Source organism: Pseudomonas sp. R4-84 (assembly GCF_054130985.1).
Genome location: NZ_CP096390.1, coordinates 305,139 through 324,669, shown reverse-complemented (window position 1 = coordinate 324,669; position 19,531 = coordinate 305,139). Strand labels below are relative to the sequence as shown.

The window sequence follows — 19,531 nt, the reverse complement described above, 5'->3', positions numbered from 1 at the left end:
GTCTTCCCGGGTAATAACAATAATGAACCCAAGCCTGACCGATAAGCCCGCCCTGTCACGACGCGGTTTACTGCAACTGAGCTTCGGCGCCAGCGCCTTCCTGGCCACGGTGGGAGTGGGCGCCAGCCTGAGCGGCTGCTCCTCCAGCCAACCGGCCCTCGGGCTGGCGGCATTGCGCGACAGCGACTTGCCGTTCTTGCGTGCCGTGATTGCCGTCATGCTCGACGGGGCCACAACAGCTGGAACGCTCCCCGCCGCCACCGATGCCACGCTGCAAAGCCTGGATCGAGGGCTGGCGCACCTGTCGCCCGCCATGCTCAAGCTAACGCACCAGCTATTCGACGTGCTGACGCTGGGGATTACCCGCGGGCCGCTGACCGGGATCTGGGGCGCGTGGGAAAACGCCAGCGCCGATGACATTCGACAGTTTCTGACGCGGTGGGAAAACAGCTCGCTGAGCTTGTTGCGCCAAGGCCACGGCTCGTTGCTGCAAATGGTGATGATGGCGTGGTACAGCCGGCCCGAGTCCTGGGCCCATTGCGGGTACCCGGGACCACCGATGGTTTGAAAGCCACAGTGGACTCCAGCGCCGTCCATAACAACAAGGGACCCCTAGCATGCCCGTACCCGACCCGTTCCGTGAAGGCCTCGCCCGTGGCTGGACCACCTACAACGGCGCGCAACTGAGCCAGGACCTCACGCTGGAAGCGGACGTGGCGATCATCGGCAGCGGCGCCGGCGGTGGCACCACGGCGGAGATCCTCAGCGCCGCCGGTTACAAGGTATTGCTCATCGAAGAAGGTCCGCTGAAGACCAGCCACGACTTCACGCTGCGGGAGGACCAGGCCTATACCAGCCTGTACCAGGAAGGCCTCGGACGCATGAGCAAGGACGGCGCCATCACCATCCTCCAGGGACGTGCGGTGGGCGGCACGACGTTGATCAATTGGACTTCAAGCTTGCGCACCCCAACGCAAACCCTTGAGCACTGGGCGGCCGAACACAACGTCAAAGGCCACGGCCCCGCCGACATGGCCCCTTGGTTTGAACGGATGGAACAACGCCTCGGCGTGGCACCCTGGATGATTCCACCCAACGCCAACAACGACGTGATCCGTAAGGGCTGTGAACAATTGGGCTACGCCTGGCATGTCATCCCACGCAACGTGCGAGGTTGCTGGAACCTGGGATATTGCGGCATGGGCTGCCCGACCAACGCCAAGCAATCGATGCTCGTCACCACCATACCCGCCACGCTGGACAAGGGCGGCGCGCTGCTTTACCTCGCGAGGGCTGAGCGTCTGGTCATCAAAAACGATGCGGTCGTCGGCTTGAATTGCCTGGCCATGGACGAGCATTGCGTGGCACCGACCGGGCGGCGCATCACGGTCAAGGCGCGGCATTATGTATTGGCCGGCGGCGGTATCAACAGCCCTGCCCTGCTGTTGCGCTCCGAGGCACCGGACCCGCACGGACGGCTGGGCCAGCGCACGTTCCTGCACCTCGTGAACATGTCGGCCGGCCAGTTCGATGAAGTGATCAACCCGTTCTACGGCGCTCCGCAGTCGATTTATTCGGATCATTTCCAATGGCAGGACGGCGTCAGCGGCAGGATGTCGTACAAGCTGGAGGTGCCGCCATTGCATCCCGCCCTTGCCGCCACGCTGCTGGGTGGCTTCGGCGGCGAAAATGCGGCGCACATGGCTCACCTGCCCCATACCCATGCCATGCTGGCGTTGCTGCGTGACGGCTTCCATCCGGATAGCCCCGGCGGCAGCGTCGAATTGCGCAGCGACGGCACGCCAGTGCTCGACTATCAGCTGTCGCCCTACGCCTGGGATGGCCTGCGCCGGGCATTTCACAGCATGGCCGAAATCCAGTTCGCCGGAGGCGCCCGGGCCGTGATGCCCCTGCACAGCGATGCCCATTATGTGAAAACCCTGGCGGAGGCCCGCGAAATGATCGACGGGCTTGATATGGTCCTGTACCGCACGCGCCTGGGCAGTGCCCATGTCATGGGCGGCTGCGCCATGGGAGAAGATCCGAAGGCTGCCGTGACGGACAGCCTCGGCCGACATCATCAATTGGGTAATCTGTCCATTCACGACGGCTCGCTGTTCCCCACCAGCGTCGGCGCCAACCCGCAATTGGCGGTGTATGGATTGACGGCACAACTGGCGACATCCCTGGCCGAACGTCTGGAAAAACCTTGAAAACATGGATTATTCGCAGCGTCTATAGTGCTTTCTTCGCCAACAGCCGACTTGGCCGGCCGAGATGGCTGCGATACCATCCGACTCCCCAACGGACTCCCGCCAGGACGACGCGATGAACCGAGTGTTGTACCCAGGTACCTTCGACCCTATTACCAAGGGCCATGGCGATCTGGTCGAACGCGCCTCGCGCCTGTTCGACCATGTGATCATCGCCGTCGCCGCCAGCCCGAAGAAAAACCCGCTGTTCCCGCTGGAACAACGAGTGGAGCTGGCCCGCGAGGTCACCAAGCACCTGCCCAACGTGGAAGTGGTCGGTTTCTCGACCCTGCTCGCGCATTTTGCCAAGGAAAAGAACGCCAACGTGTTCCTTCGTGGCCTGCGAGCGGTCTCGGATTTCGAGTACGAGTTCCAATTGGCGAACATGAATCGCCAGCTGGCGCCGGACGTCGAGAGTCTTTTCCTGACGCCGTCGGAACGCTATTCCTTCATTTCTTCGACGCTGGTGCGAGAAATCGCGGCCCTGGGCGGCGATATCACCAAGTTCGTCCACCCGGCGGTGGCCGACGCGCTGACCCTGCGCTTCAAGAAATAACCCCTACGGGCGACGATCCCTAACGCGGCTCGACAGTCATGCGTGCGCAGTCCATCGCGCCCGCGTGCACTGCGCGCGTGATTGCGGCACAATTGCGTCTATTCGTTTTCAACTGCCCGGGCCCTACGCCCCGGCCGGAGTCTGCATGTCCCTTATCATCACCGACGACTGCATCAACTGCGACGTCTGCGAACCCGAGTGCCCGAACGAGGCCATTTCCCAAGGCGAAGAGATCTACGTCATCGACCCGAACCTGTGCACCCAGTGCGTCGGCCATTACGACGAACCCCAGTGCCAGCAAGTCTGCCCGGTGGATTGCATCCCGCTGGACGAGGCTCATCCGGAGACGGAAGAACAGCTGATGGCGAAATATCGCAGGATTACTGGCAAGGCTTGAGCTTCTGGACGGCCTTGCCGGCCCTATCGCGAGCAAGTGATTTATTTCTGCCACACAGCAGATCCCTGTGGAAGCGAACCTGCTCGCGACAGGGCCATCCAGCCACACCACAAATGCACACAAGTGACGATTCACTCCTGCCGCTCGAACCCCTCACCGATACACCCCAGGCATCGCACGAATGTGGCCTTCGCCGGGTCCACCACCAACGCCTTGCCCGCATCGCCCACGCCGCCGCCCAGCGCGGTAAAGGGTAACGACACGACAAACGCGCCGGCGCCGATCACAGTGGCAGCGAGCAGCAGCGGTCGCGCGATCAGCAAGTCGCCGATCATGGCGTAGGCCGGTGGGTTCTGGATGGTGTAGCGCGGATCACCGCTTTCGGTGTTTGCGAATACAGGCAAACCGACACTCAGCGAGAGCGCCAGAACGACAGGTCGAATCAGACTCATGGGTGCGATCCTTCGGCTAAATCAATATGACTACTGACTATAGACCGTAGGACGAATCAACTCTGGCAGCGTGGACACCAGACACTCGCTCGCTGCCCCAGGCGGATCTCCCGCAGCCCCGTGCCGCACATCTTGCACGTCTGCCCGCCTCGTCCGTACACAAACAGTTCCTGCTGGAAATACCCAGGTTGGCCGTCGCCGCCAATGAAATCCCGCAGTGTGGTCCCGCCGCGCTCGATGGCATGGGCGAGGATGCGCTTGATCTCGATCGCCAGTTTCAAATAGCGCGCCCGGGAAATGCCCCCCGCTTCGCGGCGCGGGTCGATTCCGGCGGCGAACAGCGCTTCCGTCGCATAAATATTGCCCACGCCCACGACGATCGCGTTATCCATAATGAACGGCTTGACCGCCATCGAGCGGCCGCGGGAAAGCTGGAAAAGCCGTTCGCCGTCGAACAGATCGGTCAGCGGCTCAGGCCCAAGGCGGATCAGGAGTTCGTGGTTGAGCGGATCAAGACTCCAGAGCATCGCGCCGAAGCGACGAGGGTCGGTGTAGCGCAGAGCCAGGCCCGACTCCAGTTCGATATCGACATGCTCATGCCTCGCGGCGGGCATGCCGGTTTCAACCAGCCGCAAATTGCCGGACATGCCCAGATGACTGATCAACGTGCCGACTTCGGCGTTGATCAGCAAATACTTGGCCCGCCGTTCCACTTGAACGATGCGCTGCCCCGAGAGGCGCACATCGAGGTCTTCAGGAATCGGCCAGCGCAAGCGGTGATCGCGCACCACCACGCGGCTGACCCGCTGCCCCTCGAGATGTGGCGCGATTCCGCGGCGAGTGGTTTCGACTTCCGGCAGTTCTGGCATGGGGTTCTCGAATCAGGCGAAGACTGGCATTCAACGACTGGCCAGGTCGCGTATTTCCTGTTTCTGGGTCTGGAAGTCATATTCCGACAACCCGATATAGTCGAGCACCAGCGGTCCGACGCATTCCCACTCGTGATCGTCGGCCTGGTTACCCAGCACGCGGTGGGACGAGCAGATGTTTTCCGACATCTTCAGGATCGCCAGCAGGTTTTTCAGCGGGCAGTTATTGCGCGCATTTTCGTCGCTGAAGATCGCCAGGGCGTTGTGGTGATTGGCGATGGCCTGGCTGACATGGTCCGGCAGGCGCCAGGACTTGGACGTGTAGTAACCGACCACGGCATGGTTGGTATTGAACACACGGTTTTCGGTGTCCACCACCCGGCATTCGGCACTGGCGTTGGCGTAGGCCTCCTCCAGCACGCTCATGTAGGTTGGGAATTGCTTGAGCATCAGCGGCACGCCACAGTCGTGGAACAGCCCGAGAGCGTAGGCTTCGTCACCATTCTGCATACCGAGGCGCTTGGCCAGGGTCAGGCAGGTCATCGCCACGTCCTGGGCGGTGTCCCAGAAACGATTCAAGGTCACGATGGTGTCGTCGTGCAACTCTCCCTTGATCGATTGGGCATTGATCAGGTTGATGATCGAACGGCTGCCCAGCAGGTTCACCGCGCGCTGGATCGAGGTGATCTTGTTGCTCAAGCCGTAATACGGCGAATTGACGATCTTGAGCAAGGCCCCGGAGAGGCCCGGATCCTGGGAAATCAGCTTGGCGATGGTCTCCAGGTCCGGATCGGGCATGTACTGCTCCATCTGCAGATCCACCATGATTTGCGGCTGCGGCGGGACGCTGATCCCTTGCAGGGACTGTTGGATCTGTTCGGTGGAAAGCTCTTTGGACATGGGTACGCACTCTGGGCCAGGCGGGGATTCTAACCCTTAAAGATAAATCCGGCACACCGCCGGGTAGACCGGCGGAACTTTCATTCAAGCCTCGGCTTCGGATTTTGTAGGACCGACAACCAAGCCTGCATACCGGCTTAGGTCGGCAGCTCACCCACTCAGCTTGAGGAGATTTTTCATGCCCGGCTCCCTGAATGACAAACGCGTGGCCATCTTGGTGACAAATGGTTTTGAACAGGCCGAACTGACCGGTCCGAAGCAGGCGCTGGAGCAGGCCGGGGCCAAGGTGGAAATCGTTTCGGCCAGCGAAGGCCAGGTCAAAGGGTGGAACCATGACCAGCCGGCCGACGATTTCCAGGTCGACCTGACGTTCAAGGCCGCCAATGTCGAGCAATACGATGCCGTGGTGCTGCCCGGTGGGGTACAGAACTCCGACACGATCCGTATCGACCCCGACGCCCAGAACCTGGTCAAGGGCTTCGAGGCGGCCGGCAAGCCCATCGCAGTGATTTGCCATGGCGGCTGGTTGCTGGTGTCGAGCGGGCTGGTCAAAGGCAAGACCATGACCAGCTACAAGACCCTCAAGGATGATTTGACCAATGCCGGCGCGAACTGGGTCGATCAGGAAGTGGTCAAGGATGGCAAACTGATCAGCAGCCGCCAGCCTGATGACATTCCTGCTTTCAACCGCGAGCTGATCAGCGCGCTGTCCGCCTGAAGCCGTTACATTGCGGCGAGGCGAGCGCGCTCCTTCGCCGCATGTCCAGCACAAGCCCCGCAACGGTTGCAACACGGTATACTCCCGCTCTTTTTTCCGGAGCGACGTCATGTCCCTGCCTAGCCTGCGCCTGAAAGCCAACGCCGACCGTCGCCTGCGCGCCGGCCATTTGTGGGTCTACAGTAACGAAATCGACGTAGCCGCCACCCCGCTGCACGGTTTCAAGGCTGGCGACCAGGCCATCCTGGAGGCTGCGGGCGGCAAGCCGCTGGGCATCGTCGCGATGAGCCCCAACAACCTGATCTGCGCCCGATTGCTGTCCCGTGACGTGAAGCTGCCCCTGGACAAATCGCTGCTGGTGCATCGCCTCAACGTGGCGTTGTCCCTGCGCGAGCGCCTGTTCGACAAGCCGTTCTATCGCTTGGTCTATGGTGATTCCGATTTGCTGCCGGGGCTGGTGGTCGACCGTTTCGGCGACATCCTGGTGGTCCAGATCGCTTCCGCCACCATGGAAGCCCATAAAGACGACGTGATCGCCGCTCTGACCCAGGTCCTCAAGCCCAGCGGCATCCTGTTCAAGAACGACTCCGCGGCCCGTGACGCCGAAGGCCTCGAACGCTACGTCGAGACCGTGTTCGGCCTGGTACCGGAATGGGTCGCCCTGGAAGAGAACGGCGTGAAGTTCGAAGCCCCGGTGATGGAAGGCCAGAAGACCGGCTGGTTCTATGACCATCGCATGAACCGCGCGCGCCTGGCGCCGTATGCCAAGGGCAAGCGCGTGCTGGACCTGTTCAGCTACATTGGCGGCTGGGGCGTGCAAGCCGCCGCGTTCGGGGCCAGCGAAGTCTTCTGCGTCGACGCATCGGCATTCGCCCTTGACGGCGTGGAGCGCAACGCTGCCCTGAACGGCTTCGCCGAACGGCTGACCTGCATCGAAGGCGACGTATTCGAAGCCTTGAAGGAGCTCAAGGCCGGCGAGGAGCGTTTCGACGTCATCGTGGCCGACCCGCCCGCCTTCATCAAGCGCAAGAAGGATCTGAAGAACGGCGAAGGCGCCTACCGACGCCTCAACGAGCAAGCCATGCGCCTGCTCAGCAAGGACGGCATCCTGGTCAGCGCTTCGTGCTCGATGCACTTGCCCGAGGACGACCTGCAAAACATCCTGCTGACCAGCGCCCGTCACCTGGACCGCAACATCCAATTGCTCGAACGCGGCGGCCAAGGCCCAGACCATCCGGTGCACCCGGCAATCGCCGAAACGCGCTACATCAAGAGCATTACTTGCCGTCTGCTGCCCAACAGCTAAGGCCTTGTTGGGCGTAGCCGCTGCTGCGCCCAGCCTGCAACAATTAGAACGTCCCCACGCAGCCCAGGCTGCGTTTTTTTTGGTCGTAAGAAAAGTTACCGCATCAGGAAGCAAATAATTGTAGATCTTGTATGAACTATCCCACGCAATTACTGGAGCCGTCCTACCTGATATTTGCTTGCCATGCATTCGTTAGAAACTATGATTGAGCTGTCACACCGGAAGTGACAACCCATAGTAAAAAACAACACTTAACGGACAAGGAGTTTCGTCATGAAAACAATTACCCTCGAAGTCAGCAAAATTGCCAACCTGGCAGGCTTGGTGACGCCTAAAGCCCGCTAAGCAAGACGACGGGGACGCGGTTGCCGGCGCCTCGCCCCCTTCTTTCTCTTCGCCACAGCGGAAACGATGCCATGCAAATAAACCCTTGCCTGTTCATATTGGCGCGCCCACCCCATCAAGTCGTATGGAATTATGAGCAACACACCCAGTTCGAACTGGACATTTATTACGCAACCAGACTGGCGCAACTTATAAACGACCCTTCACGATTTGATCGTTCAAACCCCATCGACAGGGAATTTGCCAAAGTCGATATATTGGTCGAGGGTCGGACTAAGAATATTGACTGGAAGTGGGACGAACTCTCCAGGATCTTTCATATCGGAACAAAAAACATTCCCTGCGAGAGCGTCCCCCAAGATGTGAACGAATGGGCGACGCTTTACCTGCATCATTGCGCCGAAGTCCTCTCCTCACCCGCGCCCCCAGCCAGGACAACACCCTGTCCCGTCGGGCGAACCGTCCTTGAGCGCCCTTCATGGGAGGAACTCAAAGAGGTGTCGCTGGTACGGACGCTCGTCAGCCGAAGCACCTCCCGCTCATTCGACAATCGCGCCATTTCCATTGCTCAGGTCAGCACTCTCCTTTACCTGGCCTTGGGTTACCTGAACGAACGATCATGCCCTCTCGAACGGTTCGCCGCGCGAAGAAGCAGCCCCTCGGGTGGTGGTCTTAATGCCTGCGAAGGTTATTTGTACGTGCGTAACGTCACGGGACTCGATGCGGGCCTCTATGCCTATCACCCGGACGAACATTCGGTCAGCCTGATCCGGACGCTGCCGGATGAATCCCTGGGCCAACTGCTGTGCGGCCAGCATTTCATCAACAACCTGCCGTTCGGGCTGTTCATTACTTCGCGCTTCGACAAGCTCTGGTGGAAGTACGAACATTCGCGCGCCTATCGGATGGCTTTTGTCGAGACCGGCCATGTCTCCCAGAGCTTCCTGATGGTAGCCACCGCCATGGGCCTCGATACATGGCTGACAGGGGCCTTGGCCGACTGCCAGGTGGAGCACTTGCTCGGCCTTGAGGGAACCCCCGAACAACCGTTGTTCTTTGTCGGCTGCGGCCACGGTGACGGCCAGGTCCACTGCCGCGAGTTGATAACGTTGCTCGACGAACAGGACGCTGCGCCATGAGCGAGCAGACCTTTGTCCACGCACCGCTTTACTCCTTGGCCGACTGGAATCGCAAAGCCGCCGTACGAGCGTGTAAGGACGACTATCGCCTGCCTGACGATCTGGAGCGACAGTTATCGAGCCGGCACTGGTTTCCACCAGCCTTCATTCCCTATGTCGAACACCCGTTGGTCATACACGCAGGTCAATCCGTTGCCCAACGGCTGGCGGCCAATCACCTGGTGTACTTCCTCGATTACACGACGATGCTGGAACACCGGATCGTCAACCGCTCCGTGGAGGCACTGGTCCATGGCGAACTGGCCGTGCCGATTCCGACCGAAATGAAAACCGCGGCCCTGCAGCTGTATACGGACGAGGGCTACCACGCACTGTTTTCCAACGAGGTGGCTGAACAGATCGCTGCCTTGTACGGCATCCAGGATCGCCCTCCGGCCAGGCGAATCGGTCGGCTGTTGGGCGTGATCCAAAAATGCCCACCCCCGGACCGCCCCCTCGCGTGGTTCCTGTTGGGGTTTGTCTCCGAAACGATCATTGCCCGGGAGCTGCTCACCCTCACCCGGAAAACCTTGGTCTGTACGGTCTACCGCATGCTCAAAACTCATCTGCAGGACGAAGCGCGCCACAGCCGATACTTCAGCGAGGTCTTCGGCTACCTCTGGCCGATTCTCGACGCAACACAACACGAGTGGGCGGCGAGGCTGCTGTTGGAAATCATCGAGCTCTATTTCGAACCGGATATCCCCTGGTTGATGGGCAGCCTCGCCAGCGTGGGCTTCGAGGAGACGGCATCCCTTCAGGTCGTTGCCGACATCGTGCCGCCACACGCCCATGCCGCACGGGTTTGCTCAGGTGCGGTATCGACATTCGCGGCCATGCAACGAGCCGGTTTTTTTGACAATGACCACAACCGAGCGCTCTTTTGCGAGGCGGGGTTCCTTGATGGCTGACCTATCCAGTCGTCCATCTGTGGACAAGCCAGCCATCGTCGGGCTCCTGACGATGTTGACGCTGCTTGGCGTGTTTCCGATCGATGTTGTACTGCCTTCGTTTCCGGCGCTGGCTGGGCACTTTCGCAACTCATCCTCAGACATTGCCCTGTCTGTCAGCCTGTTTGCCGTAGGCATTGCGCTCTCACAGCTATTGATTGGCCCGCTTTCCGATGCCATGGGCCGCAAGACACTGTTGTTGGTCGGCATCGCCGTCTCGGTTGTCGGCGCAGCGGGGTGCACCTTGACTGACGACTTCCGGCTGTTCCTGGTTTTTCGGATCATCCAGGCGTTGGGGTGCGGTTGCTTTGTGCTCTCCCAGGCACTGGTCCAGGACCTGTTTACCGGAACGCAACAGCAGCGGCTGCGTATCTTTCTGGTCACCTGCGGCGGCGTCTTTATTTCCATCTCGCCACTGGCCGGCACTGGCCTACAAGGTTGGATGGGGTGGCGCGGCAGTTTTCTGGTGTTCATCGTACTGGCAATCGGCGCATTTGCCGGCGCCTGTCTTTTACTTGAAGGCCCGGCCCAAAACTGCCGATCCACGCGGATGAACTTCTTTGCGTCTTATCGCAGAGTCTGCGGTCATTTCAGCTTCATGGCCTATTGGCTGATTTCGGCACTCGCGTTTTCCTGTCATTTTTCATTCATTGTCATTTCGCCATTGATCTTCATCGACCAATTGCAGCTCTCGCAGCAGGCTTTCTCAGTGATGCTGCTGGGCTACGGGCTGGCCTATATCGGCGGCGGCGCATTCGCGACCATACTCGACAACCGAATCGACTCGCACACTCAGATCATCACCGGCCTGAGCCTGATCCTGACGGCGGGTCTATCGATGCTGGTGCTTTTCTACATCATTGGCCTGTCCATCACGACCGTTCTGCTGCCCATGGTTGTATGCACCACTGGCACAACGATTGCGCGCGCGGCCGCCCATACCCGGGCGATGAACACCTTTGCGGAGCAAGCGGGTACCTCCGCATCGGCGGGCAGCGTGATGATCTTCGTCACGGGCGGCCTGGCCAGCGCCGGAATCAGCCTCTCTCCCTTACCCTTGCCTTTCACGCTTGCGCTATGCCTGACCGCGTTCAGCCTCCTTGGCATGACGCTCAACACGCTGGTCAGGCTTCGTCACCGAAGGTTATTGCCCGGCTGAACGCTGCCAGTCGTCATCCCGAGCGTGACATTGGCGACAGATCGGCGCTTTGCGTCATTTCATCCTGGCGCCAGCGGTGTAGAATCGGGGCATTCATCGCCATTCATCCCCGGCGGGTTTATGAGCTCATGCTGAGGCACGCAGCGATCCTGCAAAGTCATCGGCCACTTCCGGACACACCGCCAATCCCGAGTGTTCCAGACGTCGACAGAAGCTCACTCCCCATTGATACCTGATAAGTACCTGATTAGCCGCCCGGAGTGCTCCATGCCTGATTACCGTTCGAAAACATCCACCCATGGCCGCAACATGGCCGGCGCCCGTGCATTGTGGCGCGCCACGGGGATGAAGGATGACGACTTCAAGAAGCCGATCATCGCCATTGCCAACTCTTTCACCCAGTTCGTACCGGGTCACGTCCACCTCAAGGACCTGGGCCAATTGGTTGCCCGTGAAATCGAACGTGCCGGCGGTGTTGCCAAGGAATTCAACACCATCGCCGTGGACGACGGCATCGCGATGGGCCACGACGGCATGCTTTATTCGCTGCCCAGTCGCGAGATCATCGCCGACTCGGTCGAGTACATGGTCAACGCCCACTGTGCCGACGCCATCGTCTGCATCTCCAACTGCGACAAGATCACCCCCGGCATGCTCATGGCCGCACTGCGCCTGAACATCCCGGTAATCTTCGTTTCCGGCGGCCCGATGGAAGCCGGCAAGACCAAGCTCGCCAGCCACGGCCTCGACCTGGTGGACGCGATGGTAATCGCCGCCGACTCCAGCGCTTCTGACGAGAAGGTCGCCGAGTACGAGCGCAGCGCCTGTCCGACCTGCGGTTCGTGCTCCGGCATGTTCACCGCCAACTCGATGAACTGCCTGACCGAAGCCCTGGGCCTGGCATTGCCAGGCAACGGTTCGACCCTGGCCACCCACAGCGACCGCGAGCAACTGTTCCTGCAGGCCGGCCGGACCATCGTCGAACTGTGCAAGCGTTACTACGGCGAAAACGATGAATCGGTGCTGCCACGCAACATTGCCAACTTCAAGGCGTTCGAGAATGCCATGACGCTGGACATCGCCATGGGCGGTTCCACCAACACCATCCTGCACTTGCTCGCTGCCGCTCAGGAAGCCGAGATCGACTTCGATCTGCGCGACATCGACCGCCTGTCCCGTCACGTACCGCAGCTGTGCAAAGTCGCGCCGAACATCCAGAAGTACCATATGGAAGACGTGCACCGCGCCGGCGGCATCTTCAGCATCCTCGGCTCCCTGGCCCGAGGCGGTCTGTTGCATACCGACCTGCCAACGGTACACAGCAAGACCATGGCCGAGGCCATCGCCAAGTGGGACATCACCCAGACCACCGACGAAGCCGTGCATCACTTCTTCAAGGCCGGTCCGGCGGGCATCCCGACCCAAACTGCCTTCAGCCAATCGACTCGCTGGGAAACCCTGGATGACGACCGTGAAAACGGCTGCATCCGCAGCGTCGAGCACGCCTACTCCAAGGAAGGCGGCCTGGCTGTGTTGTACGGCAACATTGCCCTGGACGGCTGCGTGGTAAAAACCGCCGGCGTCGACGAGTCGATCCATGTATTCGAAGGCAACGCCAAGATCTTCGAAAGCCAGGACAGCGCCGTGCGCGGCATCCTTGCCGATGAAGTGAAGGCCGGCGATATCGTGATCATTCGCTACGAAGGCCCGAAAGGCGGCCCGGGCATGCAGGAAATGCTCTACCCGACGTCCTACCTGAAGTCCAAAGGCCTGGGCAAAGCCTGCGCGCTGCTGACGGACGGGCGGTTCTCTGGCGGCACCTCTGGCCTGTCCATTGGCCACGCTTCGCCGGAAGCGGCGGCTGGCGGCGCCATTGGCCTGGTGCGCGATGGCGACAAGGTATTGATCGACATTCCCAACCGCTCGATCAACTTGCTGATCAGCGACGAAGAATTGGCCGAACGCCGCGTCGAGCAGGACAAGAAAGGATGGAAGCCGGTGGAAGTGCGTCCGCGCAAAGTCACCACCGCCCTAAAGGCCTACGCCCTCCTCGCCACCAGCGCCGACAAAGGTGCGGTGCGCAACAAGGCGATGCTTGACGGGTTGTAAGCGTCCTAGCTTCGAACAAAATGCCCCGCCAAGCGCGGGGCATTTTTTTGGGCTTCAGTCTGACCCTTTTGGGCCAAGTGCTCCCTCGCCACAGGGTTACTTGGTATCAGTGTGGGGGACGGGTTTACTGAATGTCCTCGGGCTTGACGATCACCCAGTTCTTGTCAGCCGTCACCGGCAATCCTTCCTTGGCCTGGGCGGCGGCGTGCTTGGCCATCATGCCGTTGATCTGGGTCATGTACTTGTCCTTGCGGTTGACCCACAGGTGGATGCCGCCCTTGGCCACGTCCACATCGTGGAACAACATGTAGCCGTCGCTGCTCGGCGTATCGCCTGCGACGAGTACGGGTTTTTTCCATTCGTCGATGTAGGTCAGGATCGCCGCATGCTTGCCGGCCATCCAGGTCGCCGGAGTCCAGAGGTAGGGGGTGTACTCCAGGCTCAGGTTGGCGTTCTCGTCGTATTTGCCGTTTGTGATCTGTTTGCGCGCGGTGGTCAGCTCGCCGGTCTTGCGGTCCTTGAGCAGCGTGGTCACGCCGATCACGTTCTGCGGCTTGAGGTTGTAGCCGTACTTCGCATCGGCCGCGACCATGCGCACCAGCTCTTCGGAAGCCGCGGTCATGACGTAGACCTCGATACCGTTTTCCATCAGTTTGTTGTACAGCTCGGTCTGGCCGGTGAAGATTTTCGGTGGGTTGACGTTGTACTGGACCACCTTTTCGCCATCGTAATAGGTGGTCGGCACCGGTTTGCCTGAAGCCATCAATTCATCGACATAACCCTTCAGCTCCTTGAGCGTGAACCCTGAGAACACCTGGGCCACCCACGGGTAGCAAACCATGTCGTCCAGTTCGCACAGGCGGTAGTAATAGCTGAAGAGGCTTTCCTTGTGTTCAGCCGTATCCTTGAACGGCATCAGCTTCAGGGATGGGTCCAGGGTTTCACGGCTGATGAGGCCCTTGTTCTCCATGAACGGCAACAGCGACTCCTCCAGGTCGTAGCGGTAGCTGGTGTTGTCCATGTCAAAGACCGCGTAGTTACCCTTGTTGGCGTTGGCCGCGATCATCGCTTCCAGCGCCTTGGCCTGTTCCGCCGGCCAGTGCTTGAGATCGGTGGCGAGCGCTTGGCCGACGAGGCCCAAGCCTAGAGCGACAGCGAGCAGGTGCGGTACGAGCTTCATCGGCGTTTACTCCCAGTTTGTAAGAGGTCGACGCTAACAAATGCCTGTGACGGATCCCGCCTGTGGGCGACCGCTTGCGTCTCGATAACGGCAGCGGCATGTCCGTGGACGCCAGCGCCTTATTCCAAAAGCGACAGTGAACATTCTTTTTTAGTAATAATTCTTTAGATATCAGACTGTTAGGCTTTCCGGCTCACAGTCGCGGCTCGTGGCGACTGGCAAAGTCTTATCGGAGCTTTTCATGAATGTGCCGCTGATACTCAATCTGCTGGTGTTCATTGGCCTGCTGTTCGGCCTGGCGCAAACCCGCCACAGCACCTGGAGCCTGGCCAAAAAGGTCTTGCTGGCGCTGGCGCTGGGCGTGGTGTTCGGTATCGCCCTGCATACGATTTATGGGGCAGCGAATCCCGTGCTCAAAGCGTCGATCGGTTGGTTCGATCTCGTGGGCAATGGCTATGTGCAGTTGCTGCAGATGATCGTGATCCCGCTGGTCTTCGCCTCGATCCTCAGCGCCGTGGCCCGCCTGCACAATGCCGCGTCCCTGGGCAAGATCAGCTTCCTGACCATCGGTACGCTGCTGTTCACCACCGCCATCGCGGCGCTGATCGGCATCGGCCTGACCAACCTGTTCGGCCTCACCGCCGAGGGCCTGGTGGCCGGCACCCAGGAACTGGCGCGCCTGCAAGTGATCCAGGGCGACTACGCTGCAAAGGTCGCCAACCTGAACATTCCGCAGCTGCTGCTTTCGTTCATTCCACAGAATCCTTTTGCCGACCTCGCCCGGGCGAAGCCGACGTCGATCATCAGCGTGGTGATTTTCGCCGCGTTCCTCGGTGTCGCCGCGTTGCAGTTGCTCAAGGATGACGCCGAGAAAGGCCAGAAGGTGGTCGACGCCATCGACACCCTGCAAAGCTGGGTGACACGCCTGGTGCGCCTGGTGATGAAGCTCACGCCATACGGCGTGCTGGCGCTGATGACGAAGGTGGTCGCCGGCTCGAATCTGCAGGACATCATCAAGCTCGGTAGTTTCGTAGTGGTGTCGTACCTGGGGCTGGGCTTGATGTTCGTGGTCCATGGCCTGCTGGTGTCGGCCGCCGGGATCAACCCGCTGCGTTTCTTCCGCAAGATCTGGCCGGTGTTGACGTTCGCCTTCACCAGCCGTTCCAGCGCCGCGACCATTCCGTTGAGCATCGAGGTCCAGACCAGTCGCCTCGGCATTCCCCGGGCGATCGCCAGCTTCAGCGCCTCGTTCGGCGCCACCATCGGCCAGAACGGTTGTGCCGGGCTGTATCCGGCGATGCTGGCGGTGATGGTCGCGCCCACCGTGGGCATCAACCCGCTGGATCCGGTGTGGATCGCAACGCTGGTCGCCATCGTGACCTTGAGTTCGGCGGGCGTGGCAGGAGTCGGTGGTGGCGCGACGTTCGCCGCGCTGATCGTGCTGCCGGCCATGGGTTTGCCGGTCTCGCTGGTGGCGCTGCTTATTTCGGTGGAGCCGCTGATCGACATGGGCCGCACTGCATTGAATGTCAGTGGCTCGATCACTGCGGGGGCGATTACCAGCCAGGTGATGCAGCAGACTGACAAAGCACTGCTCGATGCCGACGAGCATGGGGAGTTGGCGCAGGCTTGACGGGGGGCCTGTTAAATCGGCTATCGCGAGCAAGCTTGCTCGCGATGCTTCAGCGTTTTTCCCAGACTTCGAAACTGTAGGCCGGCTTGTCCCCTTCGGCCGGATTCGGCTGGTTCGAAACCAGCTTCCACTGGTTCGAATCAAACGCCGGGAACCAAGCATCCCCTTCCGGGCTCAGCGCCACGCGGGTCAGGTACAGCCGATCCGCCTGATCCAATGCCTGCGCATAGAGCTGGGCACCGCCGATCAGCATCAGCTCGTCCACGCCCTGTTCCAACGCCCAGGCTTCGGCCCGTTCCACTGCGGCTTCAAGCGTGGAATAAACCTGCGCGCCTTCCAAAACCAGGCCGGGTTGGCGGCTCACCACGATATTCAAGCGACCCGGCAGCGGTCGACCGAGGGAGTCCCAGGTCTTGCGGCCCATGATGATCGGCTTGCCCAGAGTGGTGGCCTTGAAATATTTGAAATCCCCCGGCAAGTGCCAGGGCATGGTGTTGTCGATGCCGATCACGCGGTTTTCACCGAGGGCTGCGATCAGGCTTAAGGGAAGAGTTTTTTTCATGGGGGCGAGGATACCAGAGGCCCGGACTGGCGCCACAGCGGTTATGCTCTTTGCTCATTCGAGCAACGGAAGCGCCCGTGACAGAACTGCAGAACCTCTGGTTGACCGAGACGATACGCCTGCGTGAAGAACACGCCGGCCCGCTCGAGGACCAGGAAGCCAATCGCCTGGCCCGCGCGGCAGGAGGCGATCTATCTACCCGCATCCGCCACCGCGCCGGCTGGCTGGCCGACCGCGACGGCCTTGCTCAAGCCCTGCGCCACTGGCTGCAGGGAGCGCGGCTGGCGCTGATGGCGTTGGCGGTGCTCGCCATCGCCAGCGGCGCCGGCCTGGGCTTCGCCGCCCTCGGCGATGGACGCGCGCCGGTCAACGTTTTCTGGGCCTTGGGCAGCCTGTTGGGGCTGAACCTGCTCCTGCTCATTGGCTGGCTCCTGGGCCTGCTGTTCGCTGGGGAGCAAGGCGCCACGCTGGGACGCCTTTGGCTGTGGCTCAGCGAAAAACTGGCGCGCGATGCCAAGGCTGCCCAACTGGCGCCAGCCCTGCTGCTGTTGTTGCAACGGCACCGGCTCAATCGCTGGGCGCTCGGCGTGCTGGTCAACGGCTTGTGGCTACTGGCGATGCTCAGCGCGCTGGTCATCGTACTGATGCTGATGGCGACCCGGCGTTATGGCTTCGTCTGGGAAACCACGATTCTGGGCGGCGATACCTTTGTCGCCATGACCCAGGCCCTCGGTGCGCTGCCCGCCCTGCTGGGCTTCAGCGTGCCGACCGTCGAGATGATCCGCGCCAGCGGTGACGCCGCGTTGGATATCGAGAGCGCCCGCCAGGCCTGGGCCGGGTGGTTGGTCGGCGTCTTGCTGGTCTACGGCGTGCTGCCGCGCCTGTGCCTGGCGCTGCTGTGTCTTTGGCGATGGCGTCGTGGCCGCGCCAGACTTCGCCTGGACTTGAACCTGCCCGGTTACGCGCAGTTGCGCGAGCGGTTGATGCCCAGCAGCGAGCGCCTGGGGGTCAACGATGCCGCGCCCGCACAGTTGCACAGAATCGACAGCGCCGTCGGGGCAATGGAAAGTGACGGCGCGTTGCTGGTGGCGATCGAGCTGGACGAACGTCCCTGGCCGCCCAAGCTGCCCGACTCCGTTAAAAACGCCGGCATCCTCGACAGCCGCGAGTCCCGCCACAGACTCTTGGAACAACTGTCGCGTTTCCCACCCGCGCGCCTGGCGATTGCCTGCGACCCCCGGCGTTCGCCGGACCGTGGAAGCCTAGCGTTGATTGCCGAGCTGGCCCGCAGCGCCAGCGCTACCCGTATCTGGTTATTGCAGGCGCCACCCGGCGAAGCGCTGGACGGCGAGCGCCTGGGTGATTGGCATAACGCGCTGCAACAGTTGGAGTTGCCGTTCGCCGATTGCGCTCCGATGAACTGGCTGGAGACCGGCCATGACTGAATCCCTCAAGCCCCTGAAGCTCGCGGTGGTCGGCCACACCAATGTCGGCAAGACCTCCTTGCTGCGCACCCTGACCCGCGACGTCGGCTTCGGCGAGGTGTCCCATCGCCCGAGCACCACCCGTCACGTCGAAGGGGCTCGCCTGTCGGTGGATGGCCAGGCGCTGCTGGAACTGTACGACACGCCGGGGCTGGAAGACGCCATCGCCCTGCTCGATTACCTGGAACGCCTGGAGCGGCCGGGCGAACGCCTGGACGGCCCGGCACGCCTGGCGCGCTTCCTCGATGGCAGTGAGGCCCGGCAACGCTTCGAGCAGGAAGCCAAGGTGCTGCGGCAGTTGCTCGCCAGCGATGCCGGACTGTATGTCATTGATGCCCGCGAGCCAGTGCTGGCCAAATATCGCGATGAGTTGGAAGTCCTCGCCAGTTGCGGCAAACCGCTGCTACCGGTGCTCAACTTCGTCAGCAGCGCCCAGCATCGCGAACCTGAGTGGCGCGAAGCCCTGGCGCGATTGGGCCTGCATGCGCTGGTGCGCTTCGACAGCGTCGCCCCGCCGGAAGACGGCGAACGACGCCTGTACGAAAGCCTTGCACTGTTGCTGGAAAACGCTCGCGAACAGCTGGAGCGACTGATCGATGATCAACAGGCCCAGCGCCAGGCTCGCCAGCAGAGCGCAAAGCGCCTGATCGCCGAACTTCTGATCGACTGTGCCGCCTGCCGACGCAGCGTCGCCAGCGATGCGGATCTGGAGCACCAGGCCATCGGCCAATTGCGCGACGCCGTCCGTCAGCGCGAGCAGCGCTGCGTTGAAGCGCTGCTCAAGCTTTACGCTTTCCGTGCCCAGGACGCGGCCGCCAGCGATTTGCCTCTGCTGGACGGTCGCTGGGGCGATGACCTGTTCAATCCCGACACCCTCAAGCAATTGGGCGTGCGAGTCGGTGGCGGGATCGCGGCCGGGGCAGCGGCGGGTGCGGGCGTGGATTTGCTGGTGGGAGGGTTGACCCTTGGCGCCGCCGCCCTGGCCGGAGCCATTGCCGGCGGTGCGCTGCAAACCGCCCGCAGCTATGGCAACCGGTTGATGGGCAAGCTCAAGGGCCAGCGCGAACTGACCGTGGACGACAGCGTGCTGCGCCTCCTGGCCTTGCGCCAACGGCAATTGCTGCAAGCGATCAATCAGCGCGGTCATGCGGCGATGGACAGTATCCGTATCGCCACGCCCCACGATAAGACATGGCGCGAAGGCAGGTTGCCCGAAGCATTGAACAAGGCCCGAGCGTATCCGCAGTGGTCGTCGCTCAACCCCAATCCCCGCTTGAGCCAGGCCGAGCGGCAAGAGCAGATCGAGCTATTGGCCGAGCAGCTTTAGACACCGTCGTTTCTGTGGTGAGGGCATTTATCCCCGTTGGGTCGCGAAGCGGCCCCCTGCTTTTTGGATGTGCTGCTGTGGTCGATATTTTTTTGGGGGCGCTTCGCACCCCAGCGGGGATAAATCCCCTCGCCACAAAAAAACGGTTCGCCGC

At 61.3% G+C, this 19,531-nt stretch carries 18 protein-coding genes; 13 read left to right on the top strand and 5 right to left on the bottom strand.

Annotated features, from left to right (window positions below; genetic code table 11):
- Positions 1 to 22 precede the first annotated feature (22 nt).
- From M1D68_RS01475 to M1D68_RS01460, 4 genes are all read left to right on the top strand, one after another.
- The gene (locus M1D68_RS01475) at positions 23 to 568 is read left to right on the top strand and encodes a twin-arginine translocation pathway signal protein (RefSeq protein WP_457969064.1); all 546 of its coding nucleotides are present in this window, start codon (positions 23 to 25) and stop codon (positions 566 to 568) included.
- A gap of 49 nt (positions 569 to 617) precedes the next feature.
- Positions 618 to 2,213 carry a GMC family oxidoreductase N-terminal domain-containing protein gene (locus M1D68_RS01470; RefSeq protein ID WP_457969062.1) on the top strand — a complete coding sequence of 532 codons (1,596 nt, stop codon included), beginning with the start codon at positions 618 to 620 and terminating at the stop codon, positions 2,211 to 2,213.
- Positions 2,214 to 2,328: 115 nt separating this feature from the next.
- Positions 2,329 to 2,808 carry a pantetheine-phosphate adenylyltransferase gene (coaD, locus tag M1D68_RS01465; RefSeq protein WP_007897855.1) on the top strand — a complete coding sequence of 160 codons (480 nt, stop codon included), beginning with the start codon at positions 2,329 to 2,331 and terminating at the stop codon, positions 2,806 to 2,808.
- A gap of 145 nt (positions 2,809 to 2,953) precedes the next feature.
- Entirely contained in the window at positions 2,954 to 3,205 is a 252-nt protein-coding gene (locus M1D68_RS01460) for a YfhL family 4Fe-4S dicluster ferredoxin (RefSeq protein WP_009683359.1), read from the top strand.
- A gap of 131 nt (positions 3,206 to 3,336) precedes the next feature.
- Here the strand turns inward: M1D68_RS01460 and M1D68_RS01455 are convergent, their stop codons facing one another.
- Genes M1D68_RS01455 through M1D68_RS01445 form a run of 3 tightly spaced genes read right to left on the bottom strand, consistent with a single transcriptional unit; the run spans position 3,337 to position 5,426 of the window.
- On the bottom strand, positions 3,337 to 3,657 hold the full coding sequence (locus M1D68_RS01455) for a multidrug transporter (RefSeq protein ID WP_420765054.1): 321 nt from the start codon (positions 3,655 to 3,657) through the stop codon (positions 3,337 to 3,339).
- A gap of 56 nt (positions 3,658 to 3,713) precedes the next feature.
- The gene (mutM, locus tag M1D68_RS01450) at positions 3,714 to 4,526 is read right to left on the bottom strand and encodes a bifunctional DNA-formamidopyrimidine glycosylase/DNA-(apurinic or apyrimidinic site) lyase (protein ID WP_420765055.1); all 813 of its coding nucleotides are present in this window, start codon (positions 4,524 to 4,526) and stop codon (positions 3,714 to 3,716) included.
- 30 nt (positions 4,527 to 4,556) lie between these two features.
- Positions 4,557 to 5,426, bottom strand: a complete 870-nt coding sequence (locus M1D68_RS01445; protein WP_434609013.1) for an HDOD domain-containing protein — start codon at positions 5,424 to 5,426, stop codon at positions 4,557 to 4,559.
- A gap of 178 nt (positions 5,427 to 5,604) precedes the next feature.
- Between M1D68_RS01445 and M1D68_RS01440 the strand changes: the two genes are divergently transcribed.
- The 6 genes from M1D68_RS01440 (at position 5,605) to ilvD (ending at position 13,191) form a co-directional block, all read left to right on the top strand.
- Positions 5,605 to 6,144 (top strand): type 1 glutamine amidotransferase domain-containing protein, encoded by a 540-nt coding sequence (locus M1D68_RS01440; protein ID WP_434561773.1) that lies wholly within the window; start codon positions 5,605 to 5,607, stop codon positions 6,142 to 6,144.
- Between the two features lie 109 nt (positions 6,145 to 6,253).
- The gene (locus M1D68_RS01435) at positions 6,254 to 7,450 is read left to right on the top strand and encodes a class I SAM-dependent rRNA methyltransferase (protein WP_434609011.1); all 1,197 of its coding nucleotides are present in this window, start codon (positions 6,254 to 6,256) and stop codon (positions 7,448 to 7,450) included.
- 416 nt (positions 7,451 to 7,866) lie between these two features.
- Positions 7,867 to 8,934 (top strand): SagB family peptide dehydrogenase, encoded by a 1,068-nt coding sequence (locus M1D68_RS01430; protein WP_457969059.1) that lies wholly within the window; start codon positions 7,867 to 7,869, stop codon positions 8,932 to 8,934.
- Positions 8,931 to 9,884, top strand: coding sequence for a diiron oxygenase (locus M1D68_RS01425; protein ID WP_457969057.1), 954 nt, complete (start codon positions 8,931 to 8,933; stop codon positions 9,882 to 9,884). Before M1D68_RS01430 ends, M1D68_RS01425 begins: the two co-directional genes overlap by 4 nt.
- Entirely contained in the window at positions 9,877 to 11,082 is a 1,206-nt protein-coding gene (locus M1D68_RS01420; protein ID WP_457969055.1) for an MFS transporter, read from the top strand. Before M1D68_RS01425 ends, M1D68_RS01420 begins: the two co-directional genes overlap by 8 nt.
- 267 nt (positions 11,083 to 11,349) lie before the next feature.
- Positions 11,350 to 13,191 carry a dihydroxy-acid dehydratase gene (ilvD, locus tag M1D68_RS01415; protein WP_420765062.1) on the top strand — a complete coding sequence of 614 codons (1,842 nt, stop codon included), beginning with the start codon at positions 11,350 to 11,352 and terminating at the stop codon, positions 13,189 to 13,191.
- 124 nt (positions 13,192 to 13,315) lie between these two features.
- On the opposite strand, the gene M1D68_RS01410 is transcribed toward ilvD, so the two are convergent.
- Positions 13,316 to 14,371, bottom strand: coding sequence for a haloacid dehalogenase-like hydrolase (locus M1D68_RS01410; protein WP_457969053.1), 1,056 nt, complete (start codon positions 14,369 to 14,371; stop codon positions 13,316 to 13,318).
- A gap of 241 nt (positions 14,372 to 14,612) precedes the next feature.
- Here M1D68_RS01410 and M1D68_RS01405 point away from each other — a divergent pair, with 241 nt between their 5' ends.
- On the top strand, positions 14,613 to 16,004 hold the full coding sequence (locus tag M1D68_RS01405; protein ID WP_457969051.1) for an L-cystine transporter: 1,392 nt from the start codon (positions 14,613 to 14,615) through the stop codon (positions 16,002 to 16,004).
- A gap of 49 nt (positions 16,005 to 16,053) precedes the next feature.
- On the opposite strand, the gene M1D68_RS01400 is transcribed toward M1D68_RS01405, so the two are convergent.
- On the bottom strand, positions 16,054 to 16,566 hold the full coding sequence (locus tag M1D68_RS01400) for a dihydrofolate reductase (RefSeq protein ID WP_434561759.1): 513 nt from the start codon (positions 16,564 to 16,566) through the stop codon (positions 16,054 to 16,056).
- Between the two features lie 77 nt (positions 16,567 to 16,643).
- Here M1D68_RS01400 and M1D68_RS01395 point away from each other — a divergent pair, with 77 nt between their 5' ends.
- Together M1D68_RS01395 and M1D68_RS01390 are read left to right on the top strand one after the other, a co-directional pair.
- Positions 16,644 to 18,011, top strand: coding sequence for a DUF2868 domain-containing protein (locus tag M1D68_RS01395; RefSeq protein ID WP_434608996.1), 1,368 nt, complete (start codon positions 16,644 to 16,646; stop codon positions 18,009 to 18,011).
- The gene (locus M1D68_RS01390) at positions 18,004 to 19,377 is read left to right on the top strand and encodes a GTPase/DUF3482 domain-containing protein (RefSeq protein ID WP_457969049.1); all 1,374 of its coding nucleotides are present in this window, start codon (positions 18,004 to 18,006) and stop codon (positions 19,375 to 19,377) included. Before M1D68_RS01395 ends, M1D68_RS01390 begins: the two co-directional genes overlap by 8 nt.
- Positions 19,378 to 19,531: the final 154 nt, after the last annotated feature.

What these genes read in the sequence shown, in the direction of transcription:
- M1D68_RS01475 (WP_457969064.1), top strand. Translation starts at nt 23, where the DNA reads ATGAACCCAAGCCTGACCGATAAGCCCGCCCTGTCACGACGCGGTTTA.
- M1D68_RS01470 (WP_457969062.1), top strand. Translation starts at nt 618, where the DNA reads ATGCCCGTACCCGACCCGTTCCGTGAAGGCCTCGCCCGTGGCTGGACC.
- coaD (WP_007897855.1), top strand. Translation starts at nt 2,329, where the DNA reads ATGAACCGAGTGTTGTACCCAGGTACCTTCGACCCTATTACCAAGGGC.
- M1D68_RS01460 (WP_009683359.1), top strand. Translation starts at nt 2,954, where the DNA reads ATGTCCCTTATCATCACCGACGACTGCATCAACTGCGACGTCTGCGAA.
- M1D68_RS01455 (WP_420765054.1), bottom strand. Translation starts at nt 3,657, where the DNA reads ATGAGTCTGATTCGACCTGTCGTTCTGGCGCTCTCGCTGAGTGTCGGT.
- mutM (WP_420765055.1), bottom strand. Translation starts at nt 4,526, where the DNA reads ATGCCAGAACTGCCGGAAGTCGAAACCACTCGCCGCGGAATCGCGCCA.
- M1D68_RS01445 (WP_434609013.1), bottom strand. Translation starts at nt 5,426, where the DNA reads ATGTCCAAAGAGCTTTCCACCGAACAGATCCAACAGTCCCTGCAAGGG.
- M1D68_RS01440 (WP_434561773.1), top strand. Translation starts at nt 5,605, where the DNA reads ATGCCCGGCTCCCTGAATGACAAACGCGTGGCCATCTTGGTGACAAAT.
- M1D68_RS01435 (WP_434609011.1), top strand. Translation starts at nt 6,254, where the DNA reads ATGTCCCTGCCTAGCCTGCGCCTGAAAGCCAACGCCGACCGTCGCCTG.
- M1D68_RS01430 (WP_457969059.1), top strand. Translation starts at nt 7,867, where the DNA reads ATGCAAATAAACCCTTGCCTGTTCATATTGGCGCGCCCACCCCATCAA.
- M1D68_RS01425 (WP_457969057.1), top strand. Translation starts at nt 8,931, where the DNA reads ATGAGCGAGCAGACCTTTGTCCACGCACCGCTTTACTCCTTGGCCGAC.
- M1D68_RS01420 (WP_457969055.1), top strand. Translation starts at nt 9,877, where the DNA reads ATGGCTGACCTATCCAGTCGTCCATCTGTGGACAAGCCAGCCATCGTC.
- ilvD (WP_420765062.1), top strand. Translation starts at nt 11,350, where the DNA reads ATGCCTGATTACCGTTCGAAAACATCCACCCATGGCCGCAACATGGCC.
- M1D68_RS01410 (WP_457969053.1), bottom strand. Translation starts at nt 14,371, where the DNA reads ATGAAGCTCGTACCGCACCTGCTCGCTGTCGCTCTAGGCTTGGGCCTC.
- M1D68_RS01405 (WP_457969051.1), top strand. Translation starts at nt 14,613, where the DNA reads ATGAATGTGCCGCTGATACTCAATCTGCTGGTGTTCATTGGCCTGCTG.
- M1D68_RS01400 (WP_434561759.1), bottom strand. Translation starts at nt 16,566, where the DNA reads ATGAAAAAAACTCTTCCCTTAAGCCTGATCGCAGCCCTCGGTGAAAAC.
- M1D68_RS01390 (WP_457969049.1), top strand. Translation starts at nt 18,004, where the DNA reads ATGACTGAATCCCTCAAGCCCCTGAAGCTCGCGGTGGTCGGCCACACC.